We start from the raw sequence: 24,601 nt of genomic DNA, 5'->3' as shown, positions 1-24,601 counted from the left end.
TGATCAATTAACAGTCTCCTCGGGCGCTTTTCCGCCCAGGAACTCGGCCAGCAGGCGGCGCTGCAGGCCGAACATAACAGCTTCCTCGTCAGGCTCAGCGTGGTCATACCCGAGAAGATGCAGGACACCGTGGGTTGTCAGGAGCAGCAGTTCCGCCTGGGTGGAGTGCCCGGCCTTCTGTGCCTGCGCCTCCGCCACCACGGGACACAGCACGACGTCGCCCAGCACCCCCGCGGGCGTGAGCCGGCCAGCGGTGCCCGGCCGAAGTTCGTCCATCGGAAAGGACAGGACATCGGTGGGTCCAGGCTCGTCCATCCACTCGATGTGCAGTTTCTCCATCGCGGTAGAGTCCACCAGAATAATGGACAGCTCCGCCTCGGGGTGCACAAACAGCCCGTCGAGGAGGAAACGGCCCAGTCGGATCAGGCTCTCTTCATCGGCTGGGATCCCCGACTCGTTGTTGACTTCGATGCTCATGCTTTGCCGCCGGCCGGCTTGGCCCCGCTGTGCCCGCGGGGACCGCGGTGATCCCGGGCGGCCGAGGCCCGCTGGTTTTCGTCCCACACGCTATAGGCGGTCACAATGTCACCGACCAACCGGTGCCTGACGACATCGGACGCATCGAGGGTGCGGAAGCTGACATCCTGCACCCCTTCAAGGATTTCGCTGACTACCCGCAGACCCGAGTTGGTGCCACCGGGAAGGTCCACCTGGGTGACGTCGCCGGTGACCACCATTTTGGAGCCGAAGCCCAGCCGGGTCAGGAACATCTTCATCTGCTCGGGTGTGGTGTTCTGCGCTTCATCGAGGATGATGAACGCGTCGTTGAGGGTGCGACCACGCATGTAGGCCAGAGGCGCCACCTCGATGGTGCCGGCAGCCATCAGACGCGGGATGGTGTCGGGGTCCATCATGTCGTGCAATGCGTCGTAGAGCGGCCGCAGATATGGGTCGATCTTGTCGCTGAGGGTTCCGGGTAGGAAACCAAGCCGCTCGCCGGCTTCGACCGCCGGACGGGTGAGGATAATCCGGTTGACCTCCTTGTGCTGCAGCGCCTGCACAGCCTTTGCCATGGCCAAATACGTCTTACCGGTGCCGGCTGGCCCGATGCCGAACACGATGGTGTGCCGGTCGATCGCTTCGACGTAGTCGCGCTGGTTCAGCGTCTTGGGCCTGATCGTCCTGCCGCGTGAGGACAGGATGTTCATGGTCAGCACATCGGACGGACTGCTGATCGCCTGGTCCTTCAGCATCGCTACCAGCTGCCTGAGCACTTGGGGATTCACCGTGGTGTTGTTCGCGGCGAGGGTGCGTACCTCGGCGATGAGACGCTCGGTACGTGAGACGTCGACTGCCGGGCCCGTAATGGATAGCTCGTTACCGCGAACGTGGAGGTTCACCCCAACGAAGGTACTTTCGATCAGCCTCAGAGCCTCATCATTGGTCCCCAGCGCTTGAACCATCTGTTCGGTCGAATCGAAGTGGACCACTTTGGTGTCCATGCCCACTGCGCTGATGCCAACCGCGCTAGTGCCAACTGAAGAATCGGTCATATAATCGGCCCTTGCGGCCTTCCATCTCTCCTTGAATCGGTTAGTGACGGCAAACCGCCCCGTGGACAATCTTACGTTATGCACACCCCCACCCGGGCGTTTCCACCCTCGGCGGAGCCGCCGGATCGGTACCGCTTCGGTGCCACCAGGAAGCAGTTGATCTCTTCCATGCAACGGCAGGGTTTCAATACTGTCTCAGTCCGGCGACGACTTGGCTAAACCCCCGTTTAACCCACGCGCCGTATGTAAAGCTGGGAGACGTTGCTCGAGTGCACCACCGCGGCGACGACCAATGACCTCCAGGCTGAAGATCGAAAGGGCAGGACGCTGATGGACTCGTCCTTTCAGGGCGGCGCTCTGCGGCGGCGCGGGACTCGCGCCCTCGCGGCGGCAATGCTGATCTCGCTGGCCACTACTGGAGTGGTCGGGTGCACCTCGGTTGGCACGGACGACGCCACCACCTCCCTGCCTCAGCAGGCGAGCACCCCGGCCGAACCCTCGTCAGTGGCCAATTCGGCTCTCCCGCCCGGCACGACCACGGCAGGCAATCTGCTCCCGGTCTACTGGATGGGCGACACCGACGGCAGCATCCTGCTGTACCGGGAGTTCATCGCGGGCGAGAAGGGTGGTGACCCGATCGCAGCCGCGGTCCAGGCGATGACCGCCAGCAGCCCCCTGGATCCTGACTACTTCGGGGCATGGTCGCCGGCCAGCACAGTGAGTGCTTCAATCTCCCCCGACAACATCATTACGGTCGACATATCGTCGGACGCCTTTGGCGCGGGGATCGATGAGGGTTCCGCCGTCCGGGCCGTCCAGCAACTCGTGTACACGGCAACCGCAGCAGCCGCCAACGCGGGTCTGGTGTCGGGCAGCGACCCGAGCAGCGTCGTCGTTCTGGTTGATGGAATGGCCGGATTCAACGCGTTCGGACAGCTCGAACTTGGCGGGCGGATGCAACGTGATGCGGCGCTGATGGCCCCGATCTGGATTATCGAGCCGCAGCACGGTGAGGTGCGCGACCAGCCGACGATTACCGTGGCGGGCAGCGGGGTTTCGGAAGACGCCATGCTGCACTGGCGGATATCCAAGGTGAACGGCGCAGTGCTGGAACCCTATCGCACCGGCACTGTCGGCCTCGACAATGGCCCCAGCTCTCCCGGCCTCTTCGAGTTCACCATCGCCCTGCTGCCCGGGGAGTATGAGATCAGTGTCTTTGACCGCCCTGCCGATGACCCATCCGGGCAGGAACTGAACACGGATACCAAACGCATCACTGTCAGGTAGCGCCCGCTGTTGGTAGCGCTACCTGATCAGCCGATTGTTTGGCCAGCGTCGGCTGTCCCGCCGGCGGTGGCTCGTGCGCTACCAGCGGCCAGTCAGTTGACTCAGGACGGCGAGGGCCGCAGGGCCAGCGGTGGACGAGCGGAGCACGTGGCTGCCCAGTCTGACCGGGTGCGCCCCCTGGCCCGTGAAGAGGTCCAACTCCTGCCCGCTGATACCGCCCTCGGGTCCCACCACCACCGCAATAGTGCTGGGCAGACCCGCCGATAGTGCTGGCAGGAGCGACCCGATCCCCGCGGCTGCGTCCTCGTGGAGAATCAGGGCCAGATCCACTCCAGCCAACCAGCGGGCAAGGGATCCACTATCGAGCAGCGGGTGGACGTCGGGCAGCCACGCGCGCCGGGACTGCTTGGCAGCGCCCCACACAGTGGTTTCCCACTTCCGCTGCCCCTTGATCGCCTTTTCAGCACGCCACCGCACTATGCTGCGGTCCGCCTGCCACGGGATTACCGCATCCACGCCCAGCTCGGTGGCCGCCTCCACCGCCAGCTCATCGCGGTCCCCTTTCGCCAGGGCCTGAACGAGGACCAATCGGCAGGTGGAGACCGGTTCGTCGGTCACCGACATGACGTCGAGCGTGACGTCCTGCCCGGTGCTTTTCACCGTCCCAACGATCCTGCGCCCACGACCGTCGGCGACGTCAATGGTCTCGCCGGCCGCTACCCGTTTGACTGTGGCGGCGTGGCGCGCCTCGGGGCCGGTGAGGATGAAGTCCGCGCCGGGACGCGCCGCGGCGACGGCGGCAGGGTCACCGAAATAGAGTGCGTTGCTCACGCCTAGAGGTTACCCAACCGTTCCCGCAGTTTTGCGAAGACGCCTGAACCGTTGCTGGCCAGTTGGCCCTCAACGAATTCTTCGCCGCGGAGCTCGGCGAGGCGGCGCAACAGTTCTTCCTGCGCCTGGTCAACGTTCCGTGGTGTTTCGACATTGAGGTGGACTTTGAGGTCGCCGCGGCCGTAGCCGCGCAGGTGGGTAACGCCCAGGCCCCGGAGAGTGACTATCTCACCCGATTGGGTGCCCGCTTTGATCCCGAGTTCCTGGTCGCCGTCAAACGAGGCGAGGTTCAGGGTGGTTCCAAGCGCGGCGGCGGTCATGGGCACGCTGAGGGTGACGTGGAGGTCGTCGCCTTCGCGCAGGAAGGAGGGGTCCGGGTTGACCCGGATCTCCACGTACAAGTCACCCTGAGGTCCGCCAGCCAGGCCAGCCTCACCCTGGCCGCCCAACTGAATCCGGGTGCCGGTCGAAACACCGGCCGGCACCTTGATGGTGAGGCTGCGGCGGCTGCGCACGCGGCCGTCGCCGTTACATTCGTTGCAGGGGTTCGGGATGACAGTGCCGAAGCCCTGGCAGGTGCCGCAGGCTGCACTGGTCATGACCTGACCGAGGATCGACCGGACGGCGCGCTGCACCTGGCCCGAGCCACCGCAGATGTCGCAGGTCCGGGGTGAGGTGCCCGCCTGGCAGCAGGACCCGTCGCAGGTGGGGCAGACGGCCGCCGTGTCGACGTCGATCTTCTTGTTGATCCCGAAGACGGCATCGACCAGGTCGATTCTGACAGCGATGAGCGCGTCCTGGCCGCGGCGCGTTCGCGACGGCGGGCCGCTTGGACCGCCCCCGCCGAAGAACGTTTCGAAGATGTCCTGAAAAGCAAAGCCGGGGCCAGCGTGTCCGCCGCCGAAACCGTTGTCTGTCCCGTTCTCGTTGCCGGTCGTGTCATACACGCGGCGTTTTTGAGGGTCCGAGAGCACCTCGTAGGCTCGGGTAACCAGCTTGAACCCTTCGGATGCATCCGGCCCCGAGTTGACGTCCGGGTGCAGCTTTCGCGCAAGCTTACGGTACGCCTTCTTGATCTCCTCGCCGCTGGCATCGCGGTTCACACCGAGGACTTCATAGTGATTACTCACTCCTGCACTTCACTTCCTATGTCACTGGCCGGGTAGGGGGTTCGTGTCCTACCCGGTATGGTTCGACTGCTACTGGAACACGTTCATTGCTGCCGTTGCTGCGGCTTAGTCCGTCAGGATTCTCGACAGGTAGCGGGCTACTGCGCGTACCGCCGCCATCGAGGTGGGGTAATCCATCCGGGTCGGCCCTAGGACTCCCACCTTGGCCAACGAATCGGGGCCGTACCCGGTGGCAACCACCGAGGCTTCGGCAAGTCCGCCATGCGGGTTCTCCCGACCAATCCGCACCGAGACGCCAAAGGCGTCGTGCTTCATTTCGGAGAGCAGGCGTAGCATCACCACCTGCTCCTCCAGGGCTTCCAGCACAGGTCCGATACTCAACGGAAAGTCTACTGTGGATCGTGCCAGATTGGCTGTGCCAGCCATCACAATCCTGTCATCGCGGTTAATACCAGCGAGTTGTTCAAGTGTTCGAGCGAGCACAGTCCCTGCCCTGCGTTGCTGAAACGGCAGGGTAGCGACGGCGAGCGCCAGTTCCTGCGGGAGGAACGTGAGCTTGGTGCCAGCCACTGAGCCGAGGAAATGCTGCCGAAGTTCGGCGAGGCTGCTCTCCGGCACGGCTTCAGGGAGCGGTACCACTCGCTGTTGGACCGTTCCGTTGGTGGCGATCAGCACCACCAGCACCTGGTTTGGAGCCAACAGCACGAACTCAAGGTGACGAACCGCGGCGCTGCCGAGGTGGGGGTATTGCACGACCGCCACCTGGTTGGTCAGGTGCGAGAGGAGCCGGACGGTGCGGTCCATGACGTCGTCGAGGTCCTCAGCGCCCTCCAAGAGGGTCTGGATGGCTCGCTTCTCAGGCGCCGACAGCGGCTTGACCTCGGAAATCTGGTCGACGAATAGCCGGTAGCCCTTATCGGTCGGGATGCGGCCCGAACTGGTGTGGGGGGCCGTGATCAGGCCCTCTTCCTCAAGGACCGCCATATCGTTGCGGATGGTGGCCGATGAGACTCCCAACTGGTGGCGCTCCACCAGGGCCTTCGACCCCACCGGCTCCCGGGAATGCACATAGTCCTCGACGATGGCACGCAACACCTCAAGTCGGCGTGGTTCGCTCACATTTCACCTCCGCACACGGTTCCCTGACACTTCCAGCAGACTTGGCACTCGACACGCCCAAGTGCCAAGTCTAGTACGTTCCAACGGATTGTTAGCATTGAAAACCCCTGGCCGGACCGTCCAGCGGCGAGCTGGAAGCGAGCAACAATTTTGTCAACATACGAATGGGGCGCCCAGGACATCTCCGCCCCCAGGCAGGTTGCCCTCCCGAAGGTTCCTGCCAGCACCGGGTTGGTGCTGGAAGACGTGCAGAGCGGCTACGTGGGCGCTGTGGTTCGGGTCGAAAAGTCCGGGGGCATGCAGGTGATGGTGCTGGAGGACCGACGGGGAAGACTCAAGACCTTCCCTTTGGGGTTTGGCTTCCACATCGATGGGAGCCCTGTCGAGGTGGTGGCTCCCACCGGCCCGCCGGCAGCACCGACCAGGCGGCTGACGGCGTCAGGTTCGGTGAGGGTAGACGGCGCGCGGGCGAGGACCGCCCGCGCCAGCAGGATCTGGGTGGAGGGCCAGCACGACGCCGAGCTGGTCGAGAAGGTGTGGGGCGACGACCTACGGCTCGAAGGGATTGTCGTCGAACCGCTCCACGGCGTCGACGATCTCGCCGGAATGATCCGTGCCTTCGGCCCGGGCCCGGACCGGCGACTCGGTATTCTGGTTGATCACCTGGTGTCGGGGTCGAAGGAACAACGCATTGCGCAGGAGGCGATGAGGGTTCCGGGCGCGACGTCGAACGTCCTGGTGGTTGGGCATCCTTATGTTGACGTGTGGCAGGCAATCAAGCCGGCCGCCGTGGGGCTCTCCGCGTGGCCGGTAGTCCCCCGCGGGCAGGACTGGAAGACGGGCATCCTTGCAGGCATGGGCTGGCCACACGCGGACAAGGCGGCTGTTGCGCACGGCTGGAAGCGTCTGTTGGGTTGCGTCACCAGCTACGCGGACCTTGAACCGTCCCTTCTAGGCAAGGTTGAGGAGGTTATCGATTTCCTGACCAATCCTGGGAATTCCGGCGAGGGCAACTGATCCGCGATACGCGTTTCCCGGTCAAAGACGTATTCTAGAGGGGACGGCACCTGCCCAGGTGCCCCCATGCAATAGAGGATATTCAGGTGTCTAACCCCGCTGACCAGCACAAACAGCACGGATCCAGGGACGGCCACGCCCAGTCCCCATCCGCTTTTGAGGGTGCCCCGGCGAATGCCCTGCCGTTGACGGCGTCCGAGGACAGGCAGTGGGCAACCCTTTCGCACTTCGGTGGAATCCTCGGGTTCATCCCTTCCCTGATCATCCTGCTGATCTTCAAGGACCGCGGCCCCTTTACGGCCCAGGAATCACGGGAAGCGTTCAACTTCACCTTTCCACCCACGTTGCTGGCGTTTACTGCGTGGCTACTGTCGCTGCTGCCGACTATCGGCGGGCTATTCGCCGTCGTCAATGCGCTGATCTGGGTGGCTATTGCCGCGTCCTCGGTGATTGCCGGGATTCAGGTCAACCGCGGCCGCCCGTACCAGTATGCCTTCAATCTGCGTCTGTTCAAGTAGCCCCTCCCCCAGCTCCTTTAATCAGGTAGCAACCGGCGGACTACCGCATCGGCGAGCAACCTGCCGCTGCCGGTAAGAGTGATGGTTCCTGCAAAGGCGTCAGCCGGAACAATGAGTTCATCAGCAATCAGGCCGGCGACGGCGAGCCGCCCAGCGGGGCGCAGGCTACTGGTCGGCAGCCCTTCGCGAAGCCTGGCACGGAGCATGACATCCTCCACATAGCGAGTGTCGTCGTCGAGAATTTCCCGGCCAGCGGCCGGCGAGACGCCCGAGGCGAGGCGCTGCGCGTAGGCCGTTGGGTGCTTCACGTTCCACCACCGCACACCGCCCACGTGGGAGTGGGCGCCGGGGCCGGCACCCCACCAGTCGTCGCCGCGCCAATAGGCGAGGTTATGTTGGCAGGCGTCATCGGGGGTGCGAGCCCAGTTGCTGACCTCGTACCAGCCCAGCCCGGCGGATTCCATCGACTGCTCCGCCAGCACGTACTTCTCGGCGTGATCGTCGTCGTCGATGTCGGGCACCTCGCCGCGCCGGATCCGCGCGGCCAGCCTGGTGCCATCCTCAATAATCAGCGCATAGGCGGATACGTGGTCCGGCCGGTAGGACAGGGCCGCGTCGAGTGAGTGCTGCCAATCGCCCGCGGACTCCCCCGGAGTGCCATAGATCAGGTCGAGGCTGACGCGCAGGCCAGCGTCACGGGCCCACTGCACTGCCAGCGGAACCCGCTCAGGCGCATGGGTGCGGTCCAGAACCTGCAGCACGTGGGGCACCGCCGACTGCATGCCGAACGACACCCTGGTGAATCCCGACCTGGCCAGAACTTCGAGGGACTCGGGCGTCACCGAATCCGGGTTGGCTTCGGTGGTAACCTCCGCGCCATGAGCGAGACCCCAATGCCCGACTGCCGTGCGCAGCACAGCGGCGAGGTCATCGGCTGGGAGGAGCGTGGGAGTACCACCCCCGAAGAAGACCGTGGACAGCGGTCGCGGGGAGGCCCCCGTGGCGGTGAGAACGCCGGCAGCCAGGTCCAGTTCGGCACTGACGGTTGCGGCGTACCGGTCCTGGGACGCTCCGCCGCCCAGCTCGGTGGCCGTGTAGGTGTTGAAATCGCAGTAGCCGCAGCGTACAGCGCAAAAGGGGATGTGAACGTAGAGCCCCAGTTTGCGGTGGGCGCTGCCAGCGGCGGCCTGCTCCGGGAGCAGACCGTTCTCCGGCGCAGGCAGGCCGAGAGGCAGGGTACTCGGCATTGCTATTTCTTGACCTTGTCCTTGGACTCGTCGGTGGTCAAGGCGGCGATGAAGGCTTCCTGGGGAACCTCGACGCGTCCCACCATCTTCATCCGCTTCTTGCCTTCCTTCTGCTTCTCCAGCAGTTTGCGCTTCCGGGTGATATCGCCGCCGTAGCACTTGGCGAGCACGTCCTTACGGATCGCTCTGATACTTTCCCTGGCGATGATTCGTGAGCCGATCGCTGCCTGGATGGGCACCTCGAACTGCTGGCGCGGGATGAGTTCGCGGAGTTTCCCGGTCATCATCACGCCATAGGCGTAGGCCTTGTCACGGTGGGTGATGGCGGAGAACGCGTCGACTTGCTCCCCCTGCAGCATGATGTCGACCTTGACCAGATCGGCGACCTGGTCGCCGTCGGCCTTCCAGTCCAGGGAGCCGTAACCCCGGGTCCGGGACTTGAGGATGTCAAAGAAGTCGAAGACGATTTCGGCGAGCGGCAGGCGGTAGCGGATTTCCACCCGGTCCTCGGAGAGATAGTCCATCCCGCCCATGACGCCGCGCCGACTCTGGCACAGCTCCATGATGGCTCCGACGAACTCGGTGGGGGCGAGAATCGTTGCGGCGACCATCGGCTCGCGGACCTCGGCGATCTTGCCCGTGGGGTATTCGCTGGGGTTGGTGACGTGGATCAGCTTTTTGTCCTCAAGCGTCACCTGGTACTCGACGTTGGGGGCGGTGGAGATCAGATTCAGGTTGTGCTCACGCTCGAGCCGCTCACGGGTGATCTCCAGGTGCAGGAGGCCGAGAAAACCGACCCGAAACCCGAAGCCGAGGGCCGCGGAGGTCTCCGGCTCGTAAACGAGCGCAGCATCGTTGAGCATCAGTTTCTCCAGCGCATCCCGGAGCACCGGGTAATCGGTGCCATCCAGCGGGTACAGACCGGAGAAGACCATCGGTTTGGCATCGGCGTACCCGGGGAGGGATGCCTGCGCGGGCTTGGCCAGGTTGGTGACCGTGTCACCGACCTTGGAGAGCCGGACATCCTTCACCCCGGTGATGAGGTAGCCCACCTCGCCAACGCCGAGTCCCCTGGACGGAGTGGGCTCCGGGGAGCTGACCCCAATCTCCAGGAGTTCGTGGCTGGCGCGGGTGGACATCATCTGGATCCGCTCACGGGGGTGCAGCATGCCGTCGACCACCCGCACATAGGTAACCACGCCACGGTAGGTGTCATACACGGAGTCGAAGATCATGGCCCGCGCGGGAGCGTCGGGGTCGCCGACGGGAGGGGGAAGATCCCTGACAATCTTGTCCAGGAGTGCCTCGACGCCCATACCGGTCTTCCCGGAGACCCGGAGGACGTCGTCGGGATCGCCCCCAATCAGGTTAGCCAGCTCCGCGGCGTATTTCTCGGGCTGGGCGGCGGGGAGGTCGATCTTGTTCAGGACCGGAATGATGGTGAGGTTGTTTTCCATCGCCAGGTAGAGGTTGGCCAGGGTCTGGGCCTCAATCCCCTGGGCGGCATCGACCAGCAGGATCGCTCCTTCGCAGGCCGCTAGGGACCGCGAGACCTCGTAGGTGAAGTCAACGTGGCCCGGGGTGTCGATCATGTTCAGTGCGTGGCTCACGCCATCGAGCTCCCACGGCAACCGGACCGCCTGGGACTTGATGGTGATACCGCGTTCGCGCTCAATGTCCATGCGGTCCAGGTACTGGGCCTTCATGTCACGCTGCTCGACGACGCCGGTAAGCTGCAGCATCCGGTCCGCCAGAGTGGACTTCCCATGATCAATATGGGCAATGATGCAAAAATTTCGGATGATCGCCGGATCAGTGGCGGCGGGCACCGGTGAGGTGCGGGCCTTCGGGGACACTGGACATTCCTTACTGTTGCGAAAGGGCGGCTGCGCAGCGGCCGTCTCAGCAACAACTGCCGGGTTCGGGGCGAGGTGAACTTACCTCTTCAGCAGGTTTCGTAAAACCAGCACGGTTAACAGTCTCCCATGAGCTGGCGAATGGTCTGGAATTGCGTGGGCGCCGTAACTGTATTCTTGACCGCATGCCATTCGACGCCCGTTCCATGTTGCGGCTAGCCCGTTCTGCCATCCGCGTCTTACAGCCCCCGCCGCGGCAGTCAGGCCCCAACCACAGACCGACCTCCTATATTGGTGATTTCACCGGCATCCCTCGCGTGAGTTACGCCCCGCGTGCCGACGATGTCCCGGATGCCGGTGAGATCGTCTGGGCGTGGGTGCCCTATGAAGAGGATTACCGACAGGGCAAGGACCGCCCCGTCCTCCTGATCGGGAGGCATCGCGGGAGGTTGCTGGGCCTGATGCTGACCAGCCGCAACCGGAACGATTCGACGACGTCGGATCCGGCCTACGTCGACATTGGATCCGGGGCCTGGGATGTGCAGGGACGCCCCAGCGAGGTCAGGACCGATCGGATCATCCAGCTGGCACCAGGCGATGTCCGACGGATCGGCGCCGTGCTCCCGCGGGCGCAGTTTAATCGTGTTGCGGCCCGGCTCGGCTGAAACCGTGACTGCATTATCGTGGTTACCTCATCATTATTGTGGTTACCTCATCCTTGGATGGAGGCGCCGCGCTCAGACAGACCCGCTGCCGGGACTAATCCCGGCATCTCTGGTAATCTAGACAGCTGTGTGTCCGCGCAGGTCGACGGGCACTTTAGTCCAATCGCCTACGGTATCCCCACGCCGCTCAGTCATTGGTTGAACTGAATTACCCTCACGACCAGTCCGCAATACAAAGAGAGTTCTAAATACGTGGCAAATATCAAGTCCCAGAAAAAGCGCATTCTCACCAACGAGAAGGCGCGCCAGCGCAACAACTCGGTTAAGTCCGAGCTGAAGACGGCCATCCGCGCCGTCAACACCGCGATCGGCTCAGCCGATAAGGAAGCTGCTACCAGCGCCCTCCAGTCGGCAAGCCGCAAGCTGGACAAGGCTGTCAGCAAGGGTGTCGTGCACAAGAACAACGCGGCGAACCACAAGTCCGCGATCTCCAAGAAGGTCAACGCTCTCTAACCAGAGCCTGGCTGTTCGACGTTTTCCAGATGGCTGGCCTTCGGGCCGGCCATCTGCCGTTTAAGACGGTCGCTGACTGAACGCCGCCTAGCTGCAGCGGCGATCCGATGTGGACTTAGTTCTGGCTTCGGCCAGCCAGAGCGATCGTGGTGACCGCGTGCTCGACGGCGTAGACCGGATCTCGTGACGCGCCCTTCACCTGGGCATCGGCTTCCGCGAGGACCTGGATGCACAGCACCAAGGCCTCGGGGGTCCACCGTTGGGCGTCACGCCGCGCCTGGTCTACCTGCCAGGGCGCCATGCCGAGTTCTTTAGCCAACTGGGCTGAGCTCCCCCGCACCTGATGGACCTTCGCCACGGCCCTGACCTTCATCGCCAACGCCGCGGTCAGGAGGACCGGATCGGCTCCGGTGGCCAAAGCATGCCGAAGCATTGAGAGGGCCTGCCCTCCCCTGCCAGCCAACGCGGCGTCTGCGACTTTGAACCCGGTGACCTCGACCCGGCCGCCATAGTATTTTTCAACCGTCTCCTCGGTGATCTCGCCGGCGGTGTCGGAGATCAGCTGCTGGCAGGCGGCGGCTAGCTCGGCGAGCTGGGATCCGACGGCCGCCACCAGCGCGCGCAGTGCTCCGCCCCCGATCCGTCGCCCAGCCGCCCGAAATTCCTCGACCACGAAATCGGTTTTGTCCGAGTCCTTCTTTAGCGGCTGGCAGTCAACAACAGTAGCCCCCGACGCTTTGACGGCGTCCAGGAGCCTCTTGCCACGGTTTCCGCCGCTGTGGTGCATCACCAGCACGACGTCGGGCGCCGGATCCGAAAGGTAGGCGAGAGCGTCCTGCAGGAAGTCGTCATTCATCTGGGCGAGGCCACTCACCTGGATTAATTTGGCTTCGCCGAAGAGGGAGGGGCTGCCATGGATCGTCAAATCGCCAGCCTCATATTTGCCGGCGTCGAGCTTTACATCCTCAAGATCGGGACGGGCGTCCCGCAGGCTGCGCCGAATGCGTTCGACCGCTTGACCCGCTGCGTATTCCTCTGGGCCGCTGAGCAAAACCACCGGTGCAGGTACCACGATCCGCCACGGCATCTCCGAGCCGCCTGCCGATTCCCGACGGGATGCACCTGGCCTGGACGTCACGAGGTTGCTCCTGCTCGGTGGTGGGCGGATCGGTGGTCTACGCGTCAACTGTGCCATGTGCAGGACCCACGGCAAAGCGGACCAGGTGATCACCGGCGTATGCGCAGCAGGTTGTCCTGTACTGAAACGAGAAACGTTCCGAGCTCGTCGGTTCTGGCCACCGTAATCCCCGCTGCTGACAGTCCGGTGATGATCGATGGATGAGGGTGACCATAGTCGTTGTCCCGTCCGGCGGAAATGAGTGCGAGCTGGGGCCGGACCGCGTGGGCAAGTTCCAGTCCGCCATTGAGTGCACCATGGTGTGCGACTTTCAGAATGTGCACTCCCCGCTCCACCAAAGCCGGGTTGGCACGCAGCATCGTCTGGGCAGCGTCTTCCTCGAGATCACCGGTCATGAGGATTGTGACATCGGCGGCGTCCGGCGAGTCGATGATGATTTCCAGCACGGCGCTTGAATTGTTCTCCGAGTCCGCCTGCGCACTGTCGCCTGGCCAGAGCACCGTCCAGTTGACGCGACCATAGCTGCCGCCGTCGCCGTGCTCTCCTTGCATGCCCTCCACCAGCCGCTCAGGCATAACCCGTTGCTGGGAGGCCTCAGTGACCACCGTGGGGAGTGCCGGCTCGGAGGATGAGTACAGGATCCGCTGCACCGTCCTGTCCCTGAAAACTCCTTCAATTCCTGCATAGTGGTCGGCGTGTAAGTGCGTCAGGACCAGAAGTTGCACCGTGGTGACGGCGAGACGGTCCAGGCAGGCGTCGACGTCATCCGGTTCCGGCCCGGTGTCCACCAGAATCACCTCACGCTCGCCGGTGCGCAACACGAATGCGTCGCCTTGGCCCACATCGCAGGCGGCCACCCGCCAGGCACCGTCGGTGTCAGGACCTACCGGCCACGCAATCACCGCGCCAAGACCCAATGCAAAGCTGCCCGCCAGCCACAGCAGAGCGGGGGCCCTGATCCGACCGCCAGCCGGTCGATGTCCGCGGCGGCGGGTTGTCTGCTGCGGTTTCCGGGAAACCGCCCGCAGCCGTGGGCCGAACACCACAGCGAGGACAATCGCCAACGACAGAGCACCGGTGACTGCTGCTCCCAGCGGACCACCCATCCACGGCAGGGCCGCCCCGGGCGCGGAACCGAAAAATTCCGCGACGACTTCCACCCAGTCGGCTCCCCAGCCCGCCACCAGGACCAGCGGCATGGCAAGGGGCTCGGCAATAACGAGCAACGCCACGGCTGCCATCCCCACGATGGTGACCATTGGCACTACCGGGGTGGCGACCAGATTGGCGGGAACTGAGTAGAGGGGCAGCGCGGGCTGCAGGAGGATCAGGATGGGGGTGCAGAACAGCTGCGCAGCAATCGGAACGGCGAGGAGTTGGGCGGCCGGCGCCGGCATGAATCGGCACAGCCTGGTCGCCAGTATCGGGCCAAACAACATCAGCCCGGAGGCTGCTGCCACCGAAAGCATGAACGCGTACGAGGCGGTCAGCCAGGGATCGGCAACGAGTAGGACGACGACGGTCAGCAGCAGCAGCGCCAGGGGCACCCTGCCACGGCCAGTGAGCACCGCCGCCACGCCGAGCCCACCCATCACTGCAGCGCGCAGCACGCTTGGCTCGGGCTGGACCAGGATCACGAAGCCGATCAGGGCGAGGATCCCCAGGACGGCCGCGAGCAGGCGGGGCAGTCGAAGTGCGCGGGCACCGAGAAAGACAAACGCGAGCATATAGGTGCAGTTGGCGCCGCTCACGGCAGTGAGATGGGTCATGCCGGTGGTCTGCATGTTTTGTTCAACTGACTCGTCAAGGGTGCTCCTGTCACCGATGACCATTCCGGGCAAGAGGCTGCCCTCCCCCGCCACCCGCGACGTCAGCTCCACAAAATCCTTTCGTACCTGCGCTGGGTAGGTGGTCCAATCTGCTGACCTGCTCACCAACGGGCCGGTCTCAGCCATGAGCAGGGCGCCTGCGCGGTCTCCCGGTTCGGTCGGCAGGAGACGCCCCGCGGCTCGAATCGAATCTGAGGAGGCGACCTGGCGCCAGGATGCCGGTCCGATCACCACCACCGGAGTATGTGCTGCGAACCGGGTTCCATTGACCGTGCCGGCCGTCAAGACAGCCTCGACGAGGAACCGATCGGCGCCCTTAAACCGGTCAGCACTGATCAGGACTGCATCCGAGGTTGCCTTGAGGACTGCAGTGATGGATGCCCGGTCCTGTACCGCTGAGAGCACAGGACCCGCCGTGCGGGCTTCGATCGCGGCTGCGGCCGGCACAGCGACCATGGCAGCAACCGCCAAAGGCACCACGCACGGTAGCACCAGCCGCCTGATCGGCCTCAATCCGTCAGGAAGGAAACAGCCGATGCCGGCACAGGTGGCCAGCACCGCCAGGACCCCAGCACAAAGGAGTGCTGTGGCGGCGTCGAGCCGGGTCACCCCCGCCGCGGTAACCCAGGCGGCTGCCGTAGCTGGCAGGAGCCGAAGGTCTCGGTTTCCGGGTTCGGTGCCGGGCGTCGTGGCACTCCGTGTGGCCCGTTCCTTCCACTTCGCCCACTTTGTCCACCGTCGGAGCGCGGTCGTGCGGCCGGGCCGCGGGAACCGGCCTGAACGATGTCCAGAGATCCGATCCTCCGCGGTAGGCCGGGATCCGGACGGCTGGGTCGCTGCCTGGACAAACCGCGTCCAGGCCCGTCGGGATCTCATCTCTTGCCCCCTCTGGCAGGGACCGTCACACGGTCACCAGGGGAATCAGGGCAGCGAGCATCGCCTCGCCGATACCCGGTACGGCGTCGAGGTCTTCGGGCCTGGTGAAGCCCCCGTGGTCCGTCCGCCATTGGACGATGCGCTCTGCGAGGACTGGGCCAATCCGCGGAAGGGTGTCGAGCTCATCAAGATCGGCCGTGTTGAGGTTCACTATCCCCGATGTAGCCGTCGAGCCCTTGAGGGCTGGGGCTTCAGCACCAGCAGCGTCGTTTCCGGAACCGCCAGAGACCAGGGGAACCGACCCACCGGGCGGGGCCTCTCCCTGCAGCGGCACCCTGATCTGCTGGCCATCCTGCACGGGTGCTGCGAGGTTGATTGCGGCGAGGTCGGCCTCGGGCAACGCCCCGCCCGCCAGCTCCAACGCTTCAAACACCCGAGAACCCGAAACGAGCTCCACCACACCCGAGCGAGCTACCGCCCCGGCAACGTGAACCAGGAGGAGTTGCGGGGCTTCGACCCCGGCCGGATCGGAAGTCCCCTGAACCGGTGCGGGCGGCGACGGTCCAGCAGTTGAGACGCTTCCGACCCGCTCCCCCGGCGGCGGGACACCGGACGGGGTCGCCCTAGAAGATCCTGGGGCGCCACCCGTGTTGGGTTGGCTGCTGACCGGCGCCCCGAGAGCCACCGAGGTCACCTCCGACGATGGGGCACCGCGCAGGACGAACAGGCCGAAGGCAATAGACAACGTCAGGCCAAGCACCACGAGGGAGGCGCCACGTCCGACCGCCCAGCGGCGGCCTCCCCGAGCGGGCGACTGACGATCTGCCAGGGTCTCATGGTCTCCGAGGGTCTCATGGTCCTGTACGGTCTCCGGGCCGTCCAGGGGCTCAAGGTCGTGCGGGCCGTCATTTTCCCTTACGGTATCGCGCGAATCCCGCCATGTGCTGAACCCGCCGCGGGACGGAGGGCTGGTCGCCCAGCGATGTTGTGCCATGCTCCTGAGCCTAGGATTCCCCGGCAGATCGGGGGGTGCGGCGTCAGACTATGTGGGCAAGTCCAGTGGGATCAGGGCGCTGTGGAGGGTTGGTCGGCGTCGCCAATCCGCCCTGCTACGGCGATCGCGATGACGCCGAGACCGGTATGGGCCGCCAGCACTGCTGGTAATTGGGCAAGGACGGTGCGAACCTCGGGGTGGCGGTGCTGCAGAGTCGCCGCGAGCTCCGCCACCTGGGCATGATTGCCGAAGTAGTGGAAAGCCACCACCGCTCCGGGCCGTCCGGCAATGTCCGCCTCCACCAGATCAACCAAGCGTGCCGTCGCCTTGGCGGTGGACCTCACCCTTTCGAGCGGAAGGATGCGGCCCTCCTGCACACTGAGGATGGGTTTCACCGCCAGGAGGGTGCCCAACACGCTTGCGACCGCGCCGATCCGCCCACCCTTGCGCAGCTGTTCAAGGCTCGGCACGAGGAACCGCAGCGTCGACGAATCGCACACGGCCTGGGTCACTGCGGCCGCGCTGGCCAGGTCAAGACCGTCGCGCCCGCCGGCCTGGGCGGCAGCCACACCAAACCCCATCGCCATACCGACCGTCCGGCAATCGACAACCTTTACCGGAATGGACACCGCAGCCGACGCCAACCGCGCTGCGTCGGCGGTACCCGATAAGTCACCCGAGAGGTGCACCGAGAGAATCCCCGTCGCGCCCTCGGCTTCCAGCCGTCGGTAGACTCCCTCGAACTGCCCGGGCGAGGGCCGCGAAGTGCGTACCTCCGCCCCCTCGGCCAACGCGACGGACAGCGGTCCGGTGAGGTCGTCGCTTCCTTCGCCGAAGATCCGCCCGGCAATCATCACGGGCATCGGCACCACAACGACGCCGTGGGCCGCTCCGCCTTCGGCTAACCAGTCGGGTGGGAGCGCCGCAGCGGAATCGGTGACCACGGCAATCCGTGGCGGGGCAGCGGCTTCCGGAGTGGTTCGAGAACCAGCGGGTCGAACCCACAGGCGCTCCAGCCACCGCATCGAGTGCCACGCTGCAGCGCCGGTTCTTGGCGCCACAGAAGGGCCCTGGGCCAGTTCGACGTGAACCGGTCCAGGCTGCGCTGCGTGAGGCTGCCCTGGGTGAGACTGGACTGCTTTGTCGGCCCGCATGGTTACTCCGGAACGATATTGACCAGCTTCGGAGCCCGCACAATGATGGTCCGGATTCCCCTGCCATCGAGGGTCTTCTGGATGGAGGCACTGGCCAGCGCCAGTTCCCGCAGTGCGTCCCCGGTGATGTCCGGGGAGACCTCAAAGCGGTCCCGGACCTTGCCCTGCACTTGCACCACGGCGACCACGGTATCCTGCACCAGCAGCGACTCGTCGACCGTGGGCCAGCCCGCCGTCGCCACCGACGCCGGATGTCCCAGCCGGCTCCACAGGTCCTCGGCCGTGTAGGGAGCGAACAGGCTAAGGATGATCGCCACCGCCTCCGTGGCTTCGCGGACAGCCAGGTCGGCGCCCCCGACCCCCGAGTCGATCGCCTTGCGGGTGGCATTGACTAGCTCCATCACACGGGCAATGACCACATTGAATTTGTTGCCCTGCAGCAGCGCGGCACTATCGGCTACGGTCCGGTGGGTGATCGACCGCAGGGCGCGGTCTCCACCTGAGACGTCGACGCCGGGCGCACTGGTCACGTCCAGACCGAGCCGCCAGGCGCGGGCCAGGAACTTCGACGAACCCGACGGCGAGACATCCGCCCAGTCGACGTCGTCCTCGGGTGGGGAGGCGAACACCATGGTCAGCCGGATGGCGTCAACGCCGAACTTGTCCAGCTGCTGGCTCAGATCGACGCCGTTGCCGAGGGATTTGCTCATAGCTTTGCCACCGTTGAGCACCTGCCCCTGGTTCAGGAGGGCCGAGAACGGTTCGGTGAACCCGATCAGTCCCAGGTCGAACAGCACCTTGGTGAAGAAACGGCTGTACAGCAGGTGCAGAATGGCATGCTCCACGCCGCCCACGTACTGGCCGACCGGCAGCCAGCGGTTCACGGCGTCGGTATCGAACGGCCCGTCTGTGGTGTCCGGGGATGCGAACCGCAGGAAGTACCAGGAGGAATCGACGAAGGTGTCCATCGTGTCGGTGTCCCGCTTGGCAGGCCCCCCGCACTGGGGGCAGGACACATTCACCCAGTCCTCGACAGCGGCGAGCGGTGAGGTGCCCTTCGGGGAAAGATCGCCGCCGCGCAGGTCCTCAGGCAGGGTGACGGGCAGTTGGTCGTCGGGGACCGGTACCTCGCCGCAGGTGGCGCAGTGGATGATCGGGATGGGGGTGCCCCAGAACCGCTGCCGGGACAGCAGCCAGTCGCGCAGCCGGTAATTGACGGTGTGCTCACCGGTGCCCTGCGCGGCGACTAGGTCGATGGCGCGGGCAATGGCTTCGTCCTTTCCCAGCCCGTCCAGCTCACCGGAGTTCACCAGGGTGCCGTCGCCGGTGGTGGCGATCCCCGACACCGCCGGATTCTCGGTGCCGGTGTCCACGACCATTCGGACCGGCAGATCGAAGGCGCGGGCGAAGTCCAGGTCGCGCTGGTCGTGGGCGGGCACGGCCATGATGGCACCGGTCCCGTAGTCGGCCAGCACATAGTCGGCGGCCCAGACCGGCAGCTTTTCACCGTTCAACGGGTTAATGGCCCAGCGGCCGGTAAACACGCCGGTCTTTTCACGTTCAGTGGACTGGCGCTCGATCTCCGACAGGGACTTGATGCCCTCCCGGTATTCTTCCAGCTCGGCCCGGTGGGATTCGGTGACCAGGTCCAGGGCCAACGGGGCGTCTGCTGCCACCACGAAGAACGTGGCGCCGTGCAGCGTGTCCGGCCGGGTGGTGAACACGGGAACGCTCCGGGCGGGCTGCCCGCCGGCCTCTTCGATGACGAAGTCGACGCGGGCACCCTCGGAGCGACCAATCCAATTGCGCTGCATGGCCAGGACCCGCTCGGGCCAGTGACCCCGCAGCTGGTCCATATCGTCCAGCAGACGATCCGCATAGTCGGTGATCTTGAAGTACCACTGGTTGAGGCTCTTCTTGGTGACTGGGGTGCCGCAGCGCTCGCAGGCGCCGTTGACTACCTGCTCATTGGCCAGCACCGTCTGGTCCTTGGGGCACCAGTTGACCGGAGAGTTTTTCCGGTACGCCAGACCCTTTTCGAAGAAGCGCAGGAACAGCCACTGCGTCCACTGGTAGTACCCGGGGTCGGACGTGTGCAGCCGACGGGACCAGTCAACGCTGATCGCGTAGCGGCGGAACGAATTCGCCTGCGTCTCGATGTTCGTGTAGGTCCACTCGGACGGGTGCGCGTTGCGCTGGATGGCCGCGTTTTCGGCGGGCAGCCCGAACGAGTCCCAGCCGATGGGGTGCAGGACGTCGAACCCCTGCTGCCGGTAATAGCGGGCGACGACGTCGCCCATCGCGAACGCCTCGGCGTGCCCCATGTGCAGGTCACCTGAGGGGTACGGGAACATGTCCAGCACATACCGGCGCTCCCGTGAGCCGTCGTCGGCAGGCTTGAACGGCTGGAGCCGGTCCCACTCCGCGGGCCATCGGGCTTCGATGTCAGCGAAACTGTAGGTGTTCTCGTCCGGTTGCCCGGCGTCGGGTTGCGTGCTCACTGTTGTTGCCCTGCCCTCTTGATCAATTGCCCCTAGACACACAAAAGCCCCTCAGCCAGGGAGGGGCATGCCGCACAGTTGACTGTGCGGCTAGCTAAGGAGTTGTACTACAGACATGGGACCACTCTAGCGCAGATTGGCGACGGCGACCTGTGGCGCGGGTTACGATGATTCCGGTGTGCGCGCACGCAGGTCGCGCACTGCCATGCCGAGGCGGAGTGCGCCCCCGGCTGATCGGCCACCGGCCCCGCAAGGGGAATACCACCTGATACCAGGATCCGATTGCAGTGGCCCGTCGCATTGTGAGGCACGATCGCATGACACAGCTCTTTCCCGCCGCCGATCCCGCTCCCGCAGACCTGGGTGACGACGCCGTCGCACTGGTTCGCCGCTGGCTGCATCTGGACGACGTCCGGCGCCCCGAACCGACAGTCACCCGCGGGTCGCGGTCGGCGCAGCTGCTCGCCGAGGTCCTGAAGGACGACGCCGGGCTGCAGTTCACTCTCGGCTTCGTTGACCGGGTCATCCGACCCGAAGACAACGCGGTCGCTGCACGCAATCTGTCGAAGCTGGCGCGGCAGACGCCGTCGTTCCTGCCCTGGTACATGCGCGGCGCCGTGAAGCTTGGTGGGGCGCTTGCCCCCACTCTGCCGGGCATTGTGGTGCCGGTGGCGCAGCGGGTGCTCCGCGAGATGGTGGGACACCTCATCGTCGACGCCCGGCCCCACAAACTGGGCAAGGCCATCGCCGGGCTCAGGGGCGAATCGGTCCGGCTGAACATTAACCTGCTGGGTGAAGCTGTGCTCGGCAACGAGGAAGCCGACGCCCGCCTCGCCGGAACCACCGCCCTGCTCTCACGCGACGACGTCGACTACGTCTCGATCAAGGTGTCCTCGGTAGTGAGCACCATGAACCTGTGGGACTTCCACGAGACGGTGGAACGGGTCGCCGAGCGGCTCCTCCCCCTGTACCGACTGGCCGCCTCCTCGCCCGCACCGAAGTTCATCAACCTGGACATGGAGGAGTACCACGACCTCGATCTGACCGTGGCGGTGTTCAAACGCATCCTGGGCACCGAGGACCTCAAGCAGCTTGAGGCTGGAATCGTGCTGCAGGCCTACCTGCCCGACGCGCTCGGGGCGTTGCAGGACATCACCGCCTGGGCCACCGAGCGCCGGGCCGAAGGTGGCTCGGCAGTCAAGGTCCGGCTGGTCAAGGGCGCCAACCTGGCCATGGAACTGGTCGATGCGAAGGTACACGGCTGGGAGCCCGCCACCCTACCGTCGAAGGAGGCGACCGATACCAACTACAAGCGCTGCCTCGACTGGGCGCTGCGGCCTGAGAATGCCGAAGCTGTCAGGATCGGCGTCGCTGGCCACAACCTGTTCGACATCGCTTTCGCGCGGCTGCTTGCCCTCGCCCGCGGCGTGGAGGACCGGATCGAATTCGAAATGCTTCTCGGCATGGCTGAGGAGCAGGCGGAGGAAATCAAGAAGGACGTAGGCTCGCTGTTGCTGTACACCCCGGTGGTGCACCCGGCGCAGTTCGACGTCGCCATCAGCTACCTGATCCGCCGGCTGGAGGAGAACGCCAGCCAGGAAAACTTCATGTCGGCCGTTTTCGAGCTGAACAAGAACCCTCAATTGTTCGAGCGGGAGAAGCAGCGTTTCCTCGATTCGCTGGCGGCCGTGGATGCCGTGGTGCCGGGTCCCAACCGGGCGCAGAGCGTTGACCGGTTCGTGGAAACTGCACCCGGCGAGTTCGCTAACCAGTCCGACTCCGACCCGTCGCTGCCCGTCATCAGGGACTGGGCCACCGAGATTCTTCAGCGGGTTGCGGAGTCAACCCTGGGGGTCGAGTTGGTGGAAGCTTCGTGGCTGGACACCAACGACGACGTCGAGCGCACCATCGCTGCGGCCCTTGCCGGCCAGCAGGAATGGGCGTCCCGGACCGGAGCCGAACGGGCCGAGGTGCTGCGGAACGCAGCGGCCCGGCTCGCAGCGATCCGTGGTGACCTGGTGGAAGTTGCTGCCAGTGAGACCGGCAAGACGGTTGCCGAGTCCGATCCGGAGATTTCCGAGGCGATCGACTTCGCCAACTATTACGCACTGCTCGCCGAGGAACTGGACCAGGTGGAGGGCGCCGAGTTCGTGCCTGCACGCCTGACGGTCGTCACGCCGCCGTGGAACTTCCCGGTGGCCATCGCGGCCGGATCGGCTCTCGCCCCGCTCGCGGCCGGAAGCGCCGTCGTCGTGAAGCCTGCACCGCAGGCCAAACGATGCGCGGCAGTGCTGGTCCAGGCGCTGTGGGACGCTGGCGTCCCCCGCGAGGTACTGCACTTTGCTGACGTCGAGGAAGGCCCCGTGGGCCAGCACCTCATTTCGCATCCTTCGGTGGATCGGGTGATTCTCACTGGAGCACACGACACTGCGAAGCTGTTCCGCAGCTGGCGGCATGACCTGCCCCTGCTCGCCGAGACCAGCGGCAAAAACGCCTTGATCGTGACGCCCAGTTCGGACCTCGATCTGGCCGCCGCTGACGTCGTGAAGTCAGCATTCGGTCATGCCGGCCAGAAGTGTTCGGCCGCATCCTTGGTCATCCTGGTGGGGTCGACCGGGAAGTCGGCACGGTTCCGCAACCAGTTGGTCGACGCGGTGGCGTCGCTGAAGGTCGGTTACCCGGACGATGCAGCCACCGAGATGGGTCCTGTGATCGAGCCTGCCGAAGGGAAACTGCGTGACGCTCTGACAACCCTGGCCGACGGCGAGACCTGGCTGGTCAAGCCCAAGCAGCTCGACGACACCGGTCGGCTCTGGAGCCCCGGCGTGCGGGCGGGTGTGAAGCCAGGCAGCTACTTCCATCTCACCGAGTTTTTCGGTCCGGTGCTGGGCGTGATGCATGCGGATTCCCTGGAGCAGGCGATCGAATGGCAAAACGCCAGCGCCTACGGCCTGACGGCGGGTATCCACACCATGGATAGCGATGAGCTGGCGTTGTGGCTGGACGCAGTGCAGGCAGGGAATCTGTATGTCAACCGCGGCATCACCGGTGCCATTGTTCAGCGTCAGCCGTTTGGCGGCTGGAAGCGGTCGGCCGTTGGTCCGGGCGCGAAGGCTGGTGGCCCCAATTACCTGGTGCATCTCGGCAGCTGGAAGCCGGTCGAGTTGCACCCCGGGAACGTTCATGCTCCGCTGAGTGAGTCGGTGCGGGATCTGCTGCACGCAGCCGATATCCCCGCCGTCGACCAGGGGTTCCTGGCCAGGGCGACCGCGGACGATCAGCGTCATTGGGTGAAGTCCTTCGGCGCCAATCGTGATGTGTCGGGCCTCGGGGTGGAACGCAATGAGTTCCGTTACGTTCCCGGTGCTGTCACCATCCGGCTCAACGAGGCCGGAACCCTGGCCCCGCTGGTTCGCGTACTCGCCGCGGGGCTGCGTACTGGGGCAACTCTGCGGGTTTCTTCGGCTCACCCCCTCCCGCCAGCGCTGACTGCGGTCCTGTCGGCCCACAATGTGGACCATGGAGTGGACGACGACGCCGCGTGGCTGAAGCACGCTCCCGCGGCTTCCCTTGGCCGGGTTCGGCTGATCGGTGGCGGCTACTCGGAACTGTGCGCGGCCACTGACGGGGATCCGGATGTCGCCATCTACGCCGGGCCGGTCACCGAGTCAGGCCGCCTGGAAATGCTGCCGTTTCTGCACGAGCAGGCGGTGAGCATCACGGCTCACCGGTTCGGCAACCCGGACAACGTGTCGCACACGGTACTGGCCTAGCGGATTCCTTCGACTCAGGTCCTCTCCTTATCCCTGCGCGGGGCGGTGAGGTGAGATGGGTCGATCTGCACCCCTTCGGCCGACCAGATCTCCGGCTTGGGTAGGAGTGGTTGCCGGGCTTTCTGGGCCCGGTTTTGTGGTCCGGAAAAACTTTGAAAAGGTTTTTCTGGGGACCTTGGTTGACGCCTAATAATGTCGGTGGCGGGTGATGGAATGGGGGTATGAAAAGCAGTAGAGCTTCTTCTACCGGGACGGGATTCTTTCCCGATTCTGGCGCGAATCCCGCCCCCACGAACGGGCCCGCGGACACTGCCGCTGGGACTGCTACGGGGACTGCTACGGACGGTTCCGGCGGGTATGGTCCGGGGGGTCCGTTGGGTGTTGACGCGGTATGGACGGCCCCGGTAGACGATCCGGTAGGTGCTCCGTCTGAGAGCCCAACTGGTTTTGGTGCCCGGGTGGGCTCTGGTGGTGGGTTGGCGGGGTTGGCGGGTCGGGTGGTTTTGACGGCGGTGGCTGGCCTGGATGTTGAGCAGACGCTGGGGGTTTTGAGGGGTCTTGGAGGGTTGCGGTCCTGGGTCGATGCGCAGGAAGCCAAAG

Annotated in this window: 18 protein-coding genes; 6 read left to right on the top strand and 12 right to left on the bottom strand. The window is 65.0% G+C overall.

What is annotated here, in order from left to right:
• Positions 1-3: 3 nt before the first annotated feature.
• Together ybeY and ACX80A_RS13565 are read right to left on the bottom strand one after the other, a co-directional pair.
• A complete protein-coding gene (ybeY, locus tag ACX80A_RS13570) occupies positions 4-477 on the bottom strand; it encodes an rRNA maturation RNase YbeY (protein WP_459260284.1) in 474 nt (157 codons plus the stop codon).
• Complete coding sequence (locus tag ACX80A_RS13565; RefSeq protein ID WP_459260283.1) at positions 474-1,553, bottom strand: PhoH family protein; 1,080 nt, start codon at positions 1,551-1,553, stop codon at positions 474-476. Before ACX80A_RS13565 ends, ybeY begins: the two co-directional genes overlap by 4 nt.
• 330 nt (positions 1,554-1,883) lie before the next feature.
• Between ACX80A_RS13565 and ACX80A_RS13560 the strand changes: the two genes are divergently transcribed.
• A complete protein-coding gene (locus ACX80A_RS13560) occupies positions 1,884-2,840 on the top strand; it encodes a GerMN domain-containing protein (RefSeq protein ID WP_459260282.1) in 957 nt (318 codons plus the stop codon).
• Positions 2,841-2,918: 78 nt separating this feature from the next.
• Here ACX80A_RS13560 and ACX80A_RS13555 read toward each other — a convergent pair whose 3' ends face one another.
• The 3 genes from ACX80A_RS13555 to hrcA form a co-directional block, all read right to left on the bottom strand.
• Positions 2,919-3,671: a 16S rRNA (uracil(1498)-N(3))-methyltransferase gene (locus ACX80A_RS13555; RefSeq protein WP_459260281.1), complete on the bottom strand. Its 753-nt coding sequence runs from the start codon at positions 3,669-3,671 to the stop codon at positions 2,919-2,921.
• Positions 3,672-3,673: 2 nt separating this feature from the next.
• Positions 3,674-4,801, bottom strand: a complete 1,128-nt coding sequence (gene dnaJ, locus ACX80A_RS13550; protein WP_459260280.1) for a molecular chaperone DnaJ — start codon at positions 4,799-4,801, stop codon at positions 3,674-3,676.
• 105 nt (positions 4,802-4,906) lie between these two features.
• Positions 4,907-5,920, bottom strand: a complete 1,014-nt coding sequence (gene hrcA, locus ACX80A_RS13545) for a heat-inducible transcriptional repressor HrcA (RefSeq protein ID WP_459260279.1) — start codon at positions 5,918-5,920, stop codon at positions 4,907-4,909.
• 150 nt (positions 5,921-6,070) lie between these two features.
• Here hrcA and ACX80A_RS13540 point away from each other — a divergent pair, with 150 nt between their 5' ends.
• Complete coding sequence (locus tag ACX80A_RS13540) at positions 6,071-6,937, top strand: DUF3097 family protein (protein ID WP_459260278.1); 867 nt, start codon at positions 6,071-6,073, stop codon at positions 6,935-6,937.
• An 86-nt stretch (positions 6,938-7,023) separates the two neighbouring features.
• Positions 7,024-7,455 carry a DUF4870 domain-containing protein gene (locus ACX80A_RS13535; RefSeq protein WP_459260277.1) on the top strand — a complete coding sequence of 144 codons (432 nt, stop codon included), beginning with the start codon at positions 7,024-7,026 and terminating at the stop codon, positions 7,453-7,455.
• 17 nt (positions 7,456-7,472) lie between these two features.
• On the opposite strand, the gene hemW is transcribed toward ACX80A_RS13535, so the two are convergent.
• Both hemW and lepA read right to left on the bottom strand, forming a co-directional pair.
• Entirely contained in the window at positions 7,473-8,702 is a 1,230-nt protein-coding gene (gene hemW / locus ACX80A_RS13530) for a radical SAM family heme chaperone HemW (RefSeq protein WP_459260275.1), read from the bottom strand.
• Between the two features lie 2 nt (positions 8,703-8,704).
• On the bottom strand, positions 8,705-10,558 hold the full coding sequence (lepA, locus tag ACX80A_RS13525; RefSeq protein WP_459260273.1) for a translation elongation factor 4: 1,854 nt from the start codon (positions 10,556-10,558) through the stop codon (positions 8,705-8,707).
• A gap of 317 nt (positions 10,559-10,875) precedes the next feature.
• Here lepA and ACX80A_RS13520 point away from each other — a divergent pair, with 317 nt between their 5' ends.
• Together ACX80A_RS13520 and rpsT are read left to right on the top strand one after the other, a co-directional pair.
• Complete coding sequence (locus tag ACX80A_RS13520) at positions 10,876-11,223, top strand: type II toxin-antitoxin system PemK/MazF family toxin (protein WP_459260272.1); 348 nt, start codon at positions 10,876-10,878, stop codon at positions 11,221-11,223.
• A 252-nt stretch (positions 11,224-11,475) separates the two neighbouring features.
• A complete protein-coding gene (gene rpsT, locus ACX80A_RS13515) occupies positions 11,476-11,736 on the top strand; it encodes a 30S ribosomal protein S20 (protein WP_459260271.1) in 261 nt (86 codons plus the stop codon).
• Between the two features lie 115 nt (positions 11,737-11,851).
• On the opposite strand, the gene holA is transcribed toward rpsT, so the two are convergent.
• The 5 genes from holA to leuS form a co-directional block, all read right to left on the bottom strand.
• A complete protein-coding gene (holA, locus tag ACX80A_RS13510) occupies positions 11,852-12,823 on the bottom strand; it encodes a DNA polymerase III subunit delta (protein ID WP_459260314.1) in 972 nt (323 codons plus the stop codon).
• 140 nt (positions 12,824-12,963) lie between these two features.
• Positions 12,964-15,579, bottom strand: a complete 2,616-nt coding sequence (locus tag ACX80A_RS13505) for a ComEC/Rec2 family competence protein (protein WP_459260270.1) — start codon at positions 15,577-15,579, stop codon at positions 12,964-12,966.
• 25 nt (positions 15,580-15,604) lie between these two features.
• Complete coding sequence (locus ACX80A_RS13500) at positions 15,605-16,573, bottom strand: helix-hairpin-helix domain-containing protein (RefSeq protein ID WP_459260269.1); 969 nt, start codon at positions 16,571-16,573, stop codon at positions 15,605-15,607.
• 71 nt (positions 16,574-16,644) lie between these two features.
• A complete protein-coding gene (locus tag ACX80A_RS13495) occupies positions 16,645-17,634 on the bottom strand; it encodes a DegV family protein (protein WP_459260268.1) in 990 nt (329 codons plus the stop codon).
• A gap of 95 nt (positions 17,635-17,729) precedes the next feature.
• On the bottom strand, positions 17,730-20,228 hold the full coding sequence (gene leuS / locus ACX80A_RS13490; RefSeq protein WP_459260267.1) for a leucine--tRNA ligase: 2,499 nt from the start codon (positions 20,226-20,228) through the stop codon (positions 17,730-17,732).
• 317 nt (positions 20,229-20,545) lie between these two features.
• Here leuS and ACX80A_RS13485 point away from each other — a divergent pair, with 317 nt between their 5' ends.
• Positions 20,546-24,001 carry a bifunctional proline dehydrogenase/L-glutamate gamma-semialdehyde dehydrogenase gene (locus ACX80A_RS13485; protein ID WP_459260266.1) on the top strand — a complete coding sequence of 1,152 codons (3,456 nt, stop codon included), beginning with the start codon at positions 20,546-20,548 and terminating at the stop codon, positions 23,999-24,001.
• Positions 24,002-24,601: the final 600 nt, after the last annotated feature.

The organism is Arthrobacter sp. TMN-50, from assembly GCF_054511125.1.
The sequence above is the reverse complement of the archived record's forward strand: the minus strand, read 5'-3'. Positions and strand labels throughout refer to the sequence as shown.

Bases quoted from the DNA above. Each gene is read 5' to 3' on its own strand.
- ACX80A_RS13500 (WP_459260269.1), bottom strand. From the start codon at position 16,573: ATGGCACAACATCGCTGGGCGACCAGCCCTCCGTCCCGCGGCGGGTTC.
- ACX80A_RS13505 (WP_459260270.1), bottom strand. From the start codon at position 15,579: ATGAGATCCCGACGGGCCTGGACGCGGTTTGTCCAGGCAGCGACCCAG.
- ybeY (WP_459260284.1), bottom strand. From the start codon at position 477: ATGAGCATCGAAGTCAACAACGAGTCGGGGATCCCAGCCGATGAAGAG.
- ACX80A_RS13560 (WP_459260282.1), top strand. From the start codon at position 1,884: ATGGACTCGTCCTTTCAGGGCGGCGCTCTGCGGCGGCGCGGGACTCGC.
- ACX80A_RS13565 (WP_459260283.1), bottom strand. From the start codon at position 1,553: ATGACCGATTCTTCAGTTGGCACTAGCGCGGTTGGCATCAGCGCAGTG.
- ACX80A_RS13485 (WP_459260266.1), top strand. From the start codon at position 20,546: ATGACACAGCTCTTTCCCGCCGCCGATCCCGCTCCCGCAGACCTGGGT.
- holA (WP_459260314.1), bottom strand. From the start codon at position 12,823: ATGCCGTGGCGGATCGTGGTACCTGCACCGGTGGTTTTGCTCAGCGGC.
- hemW (WP_459260275.1), bottom strand. From the start codon at position 8,702: ATGCCGAGTACCCTGCCTCTCGGCCTGCCTGCGCCGGAGAACGGTCTG.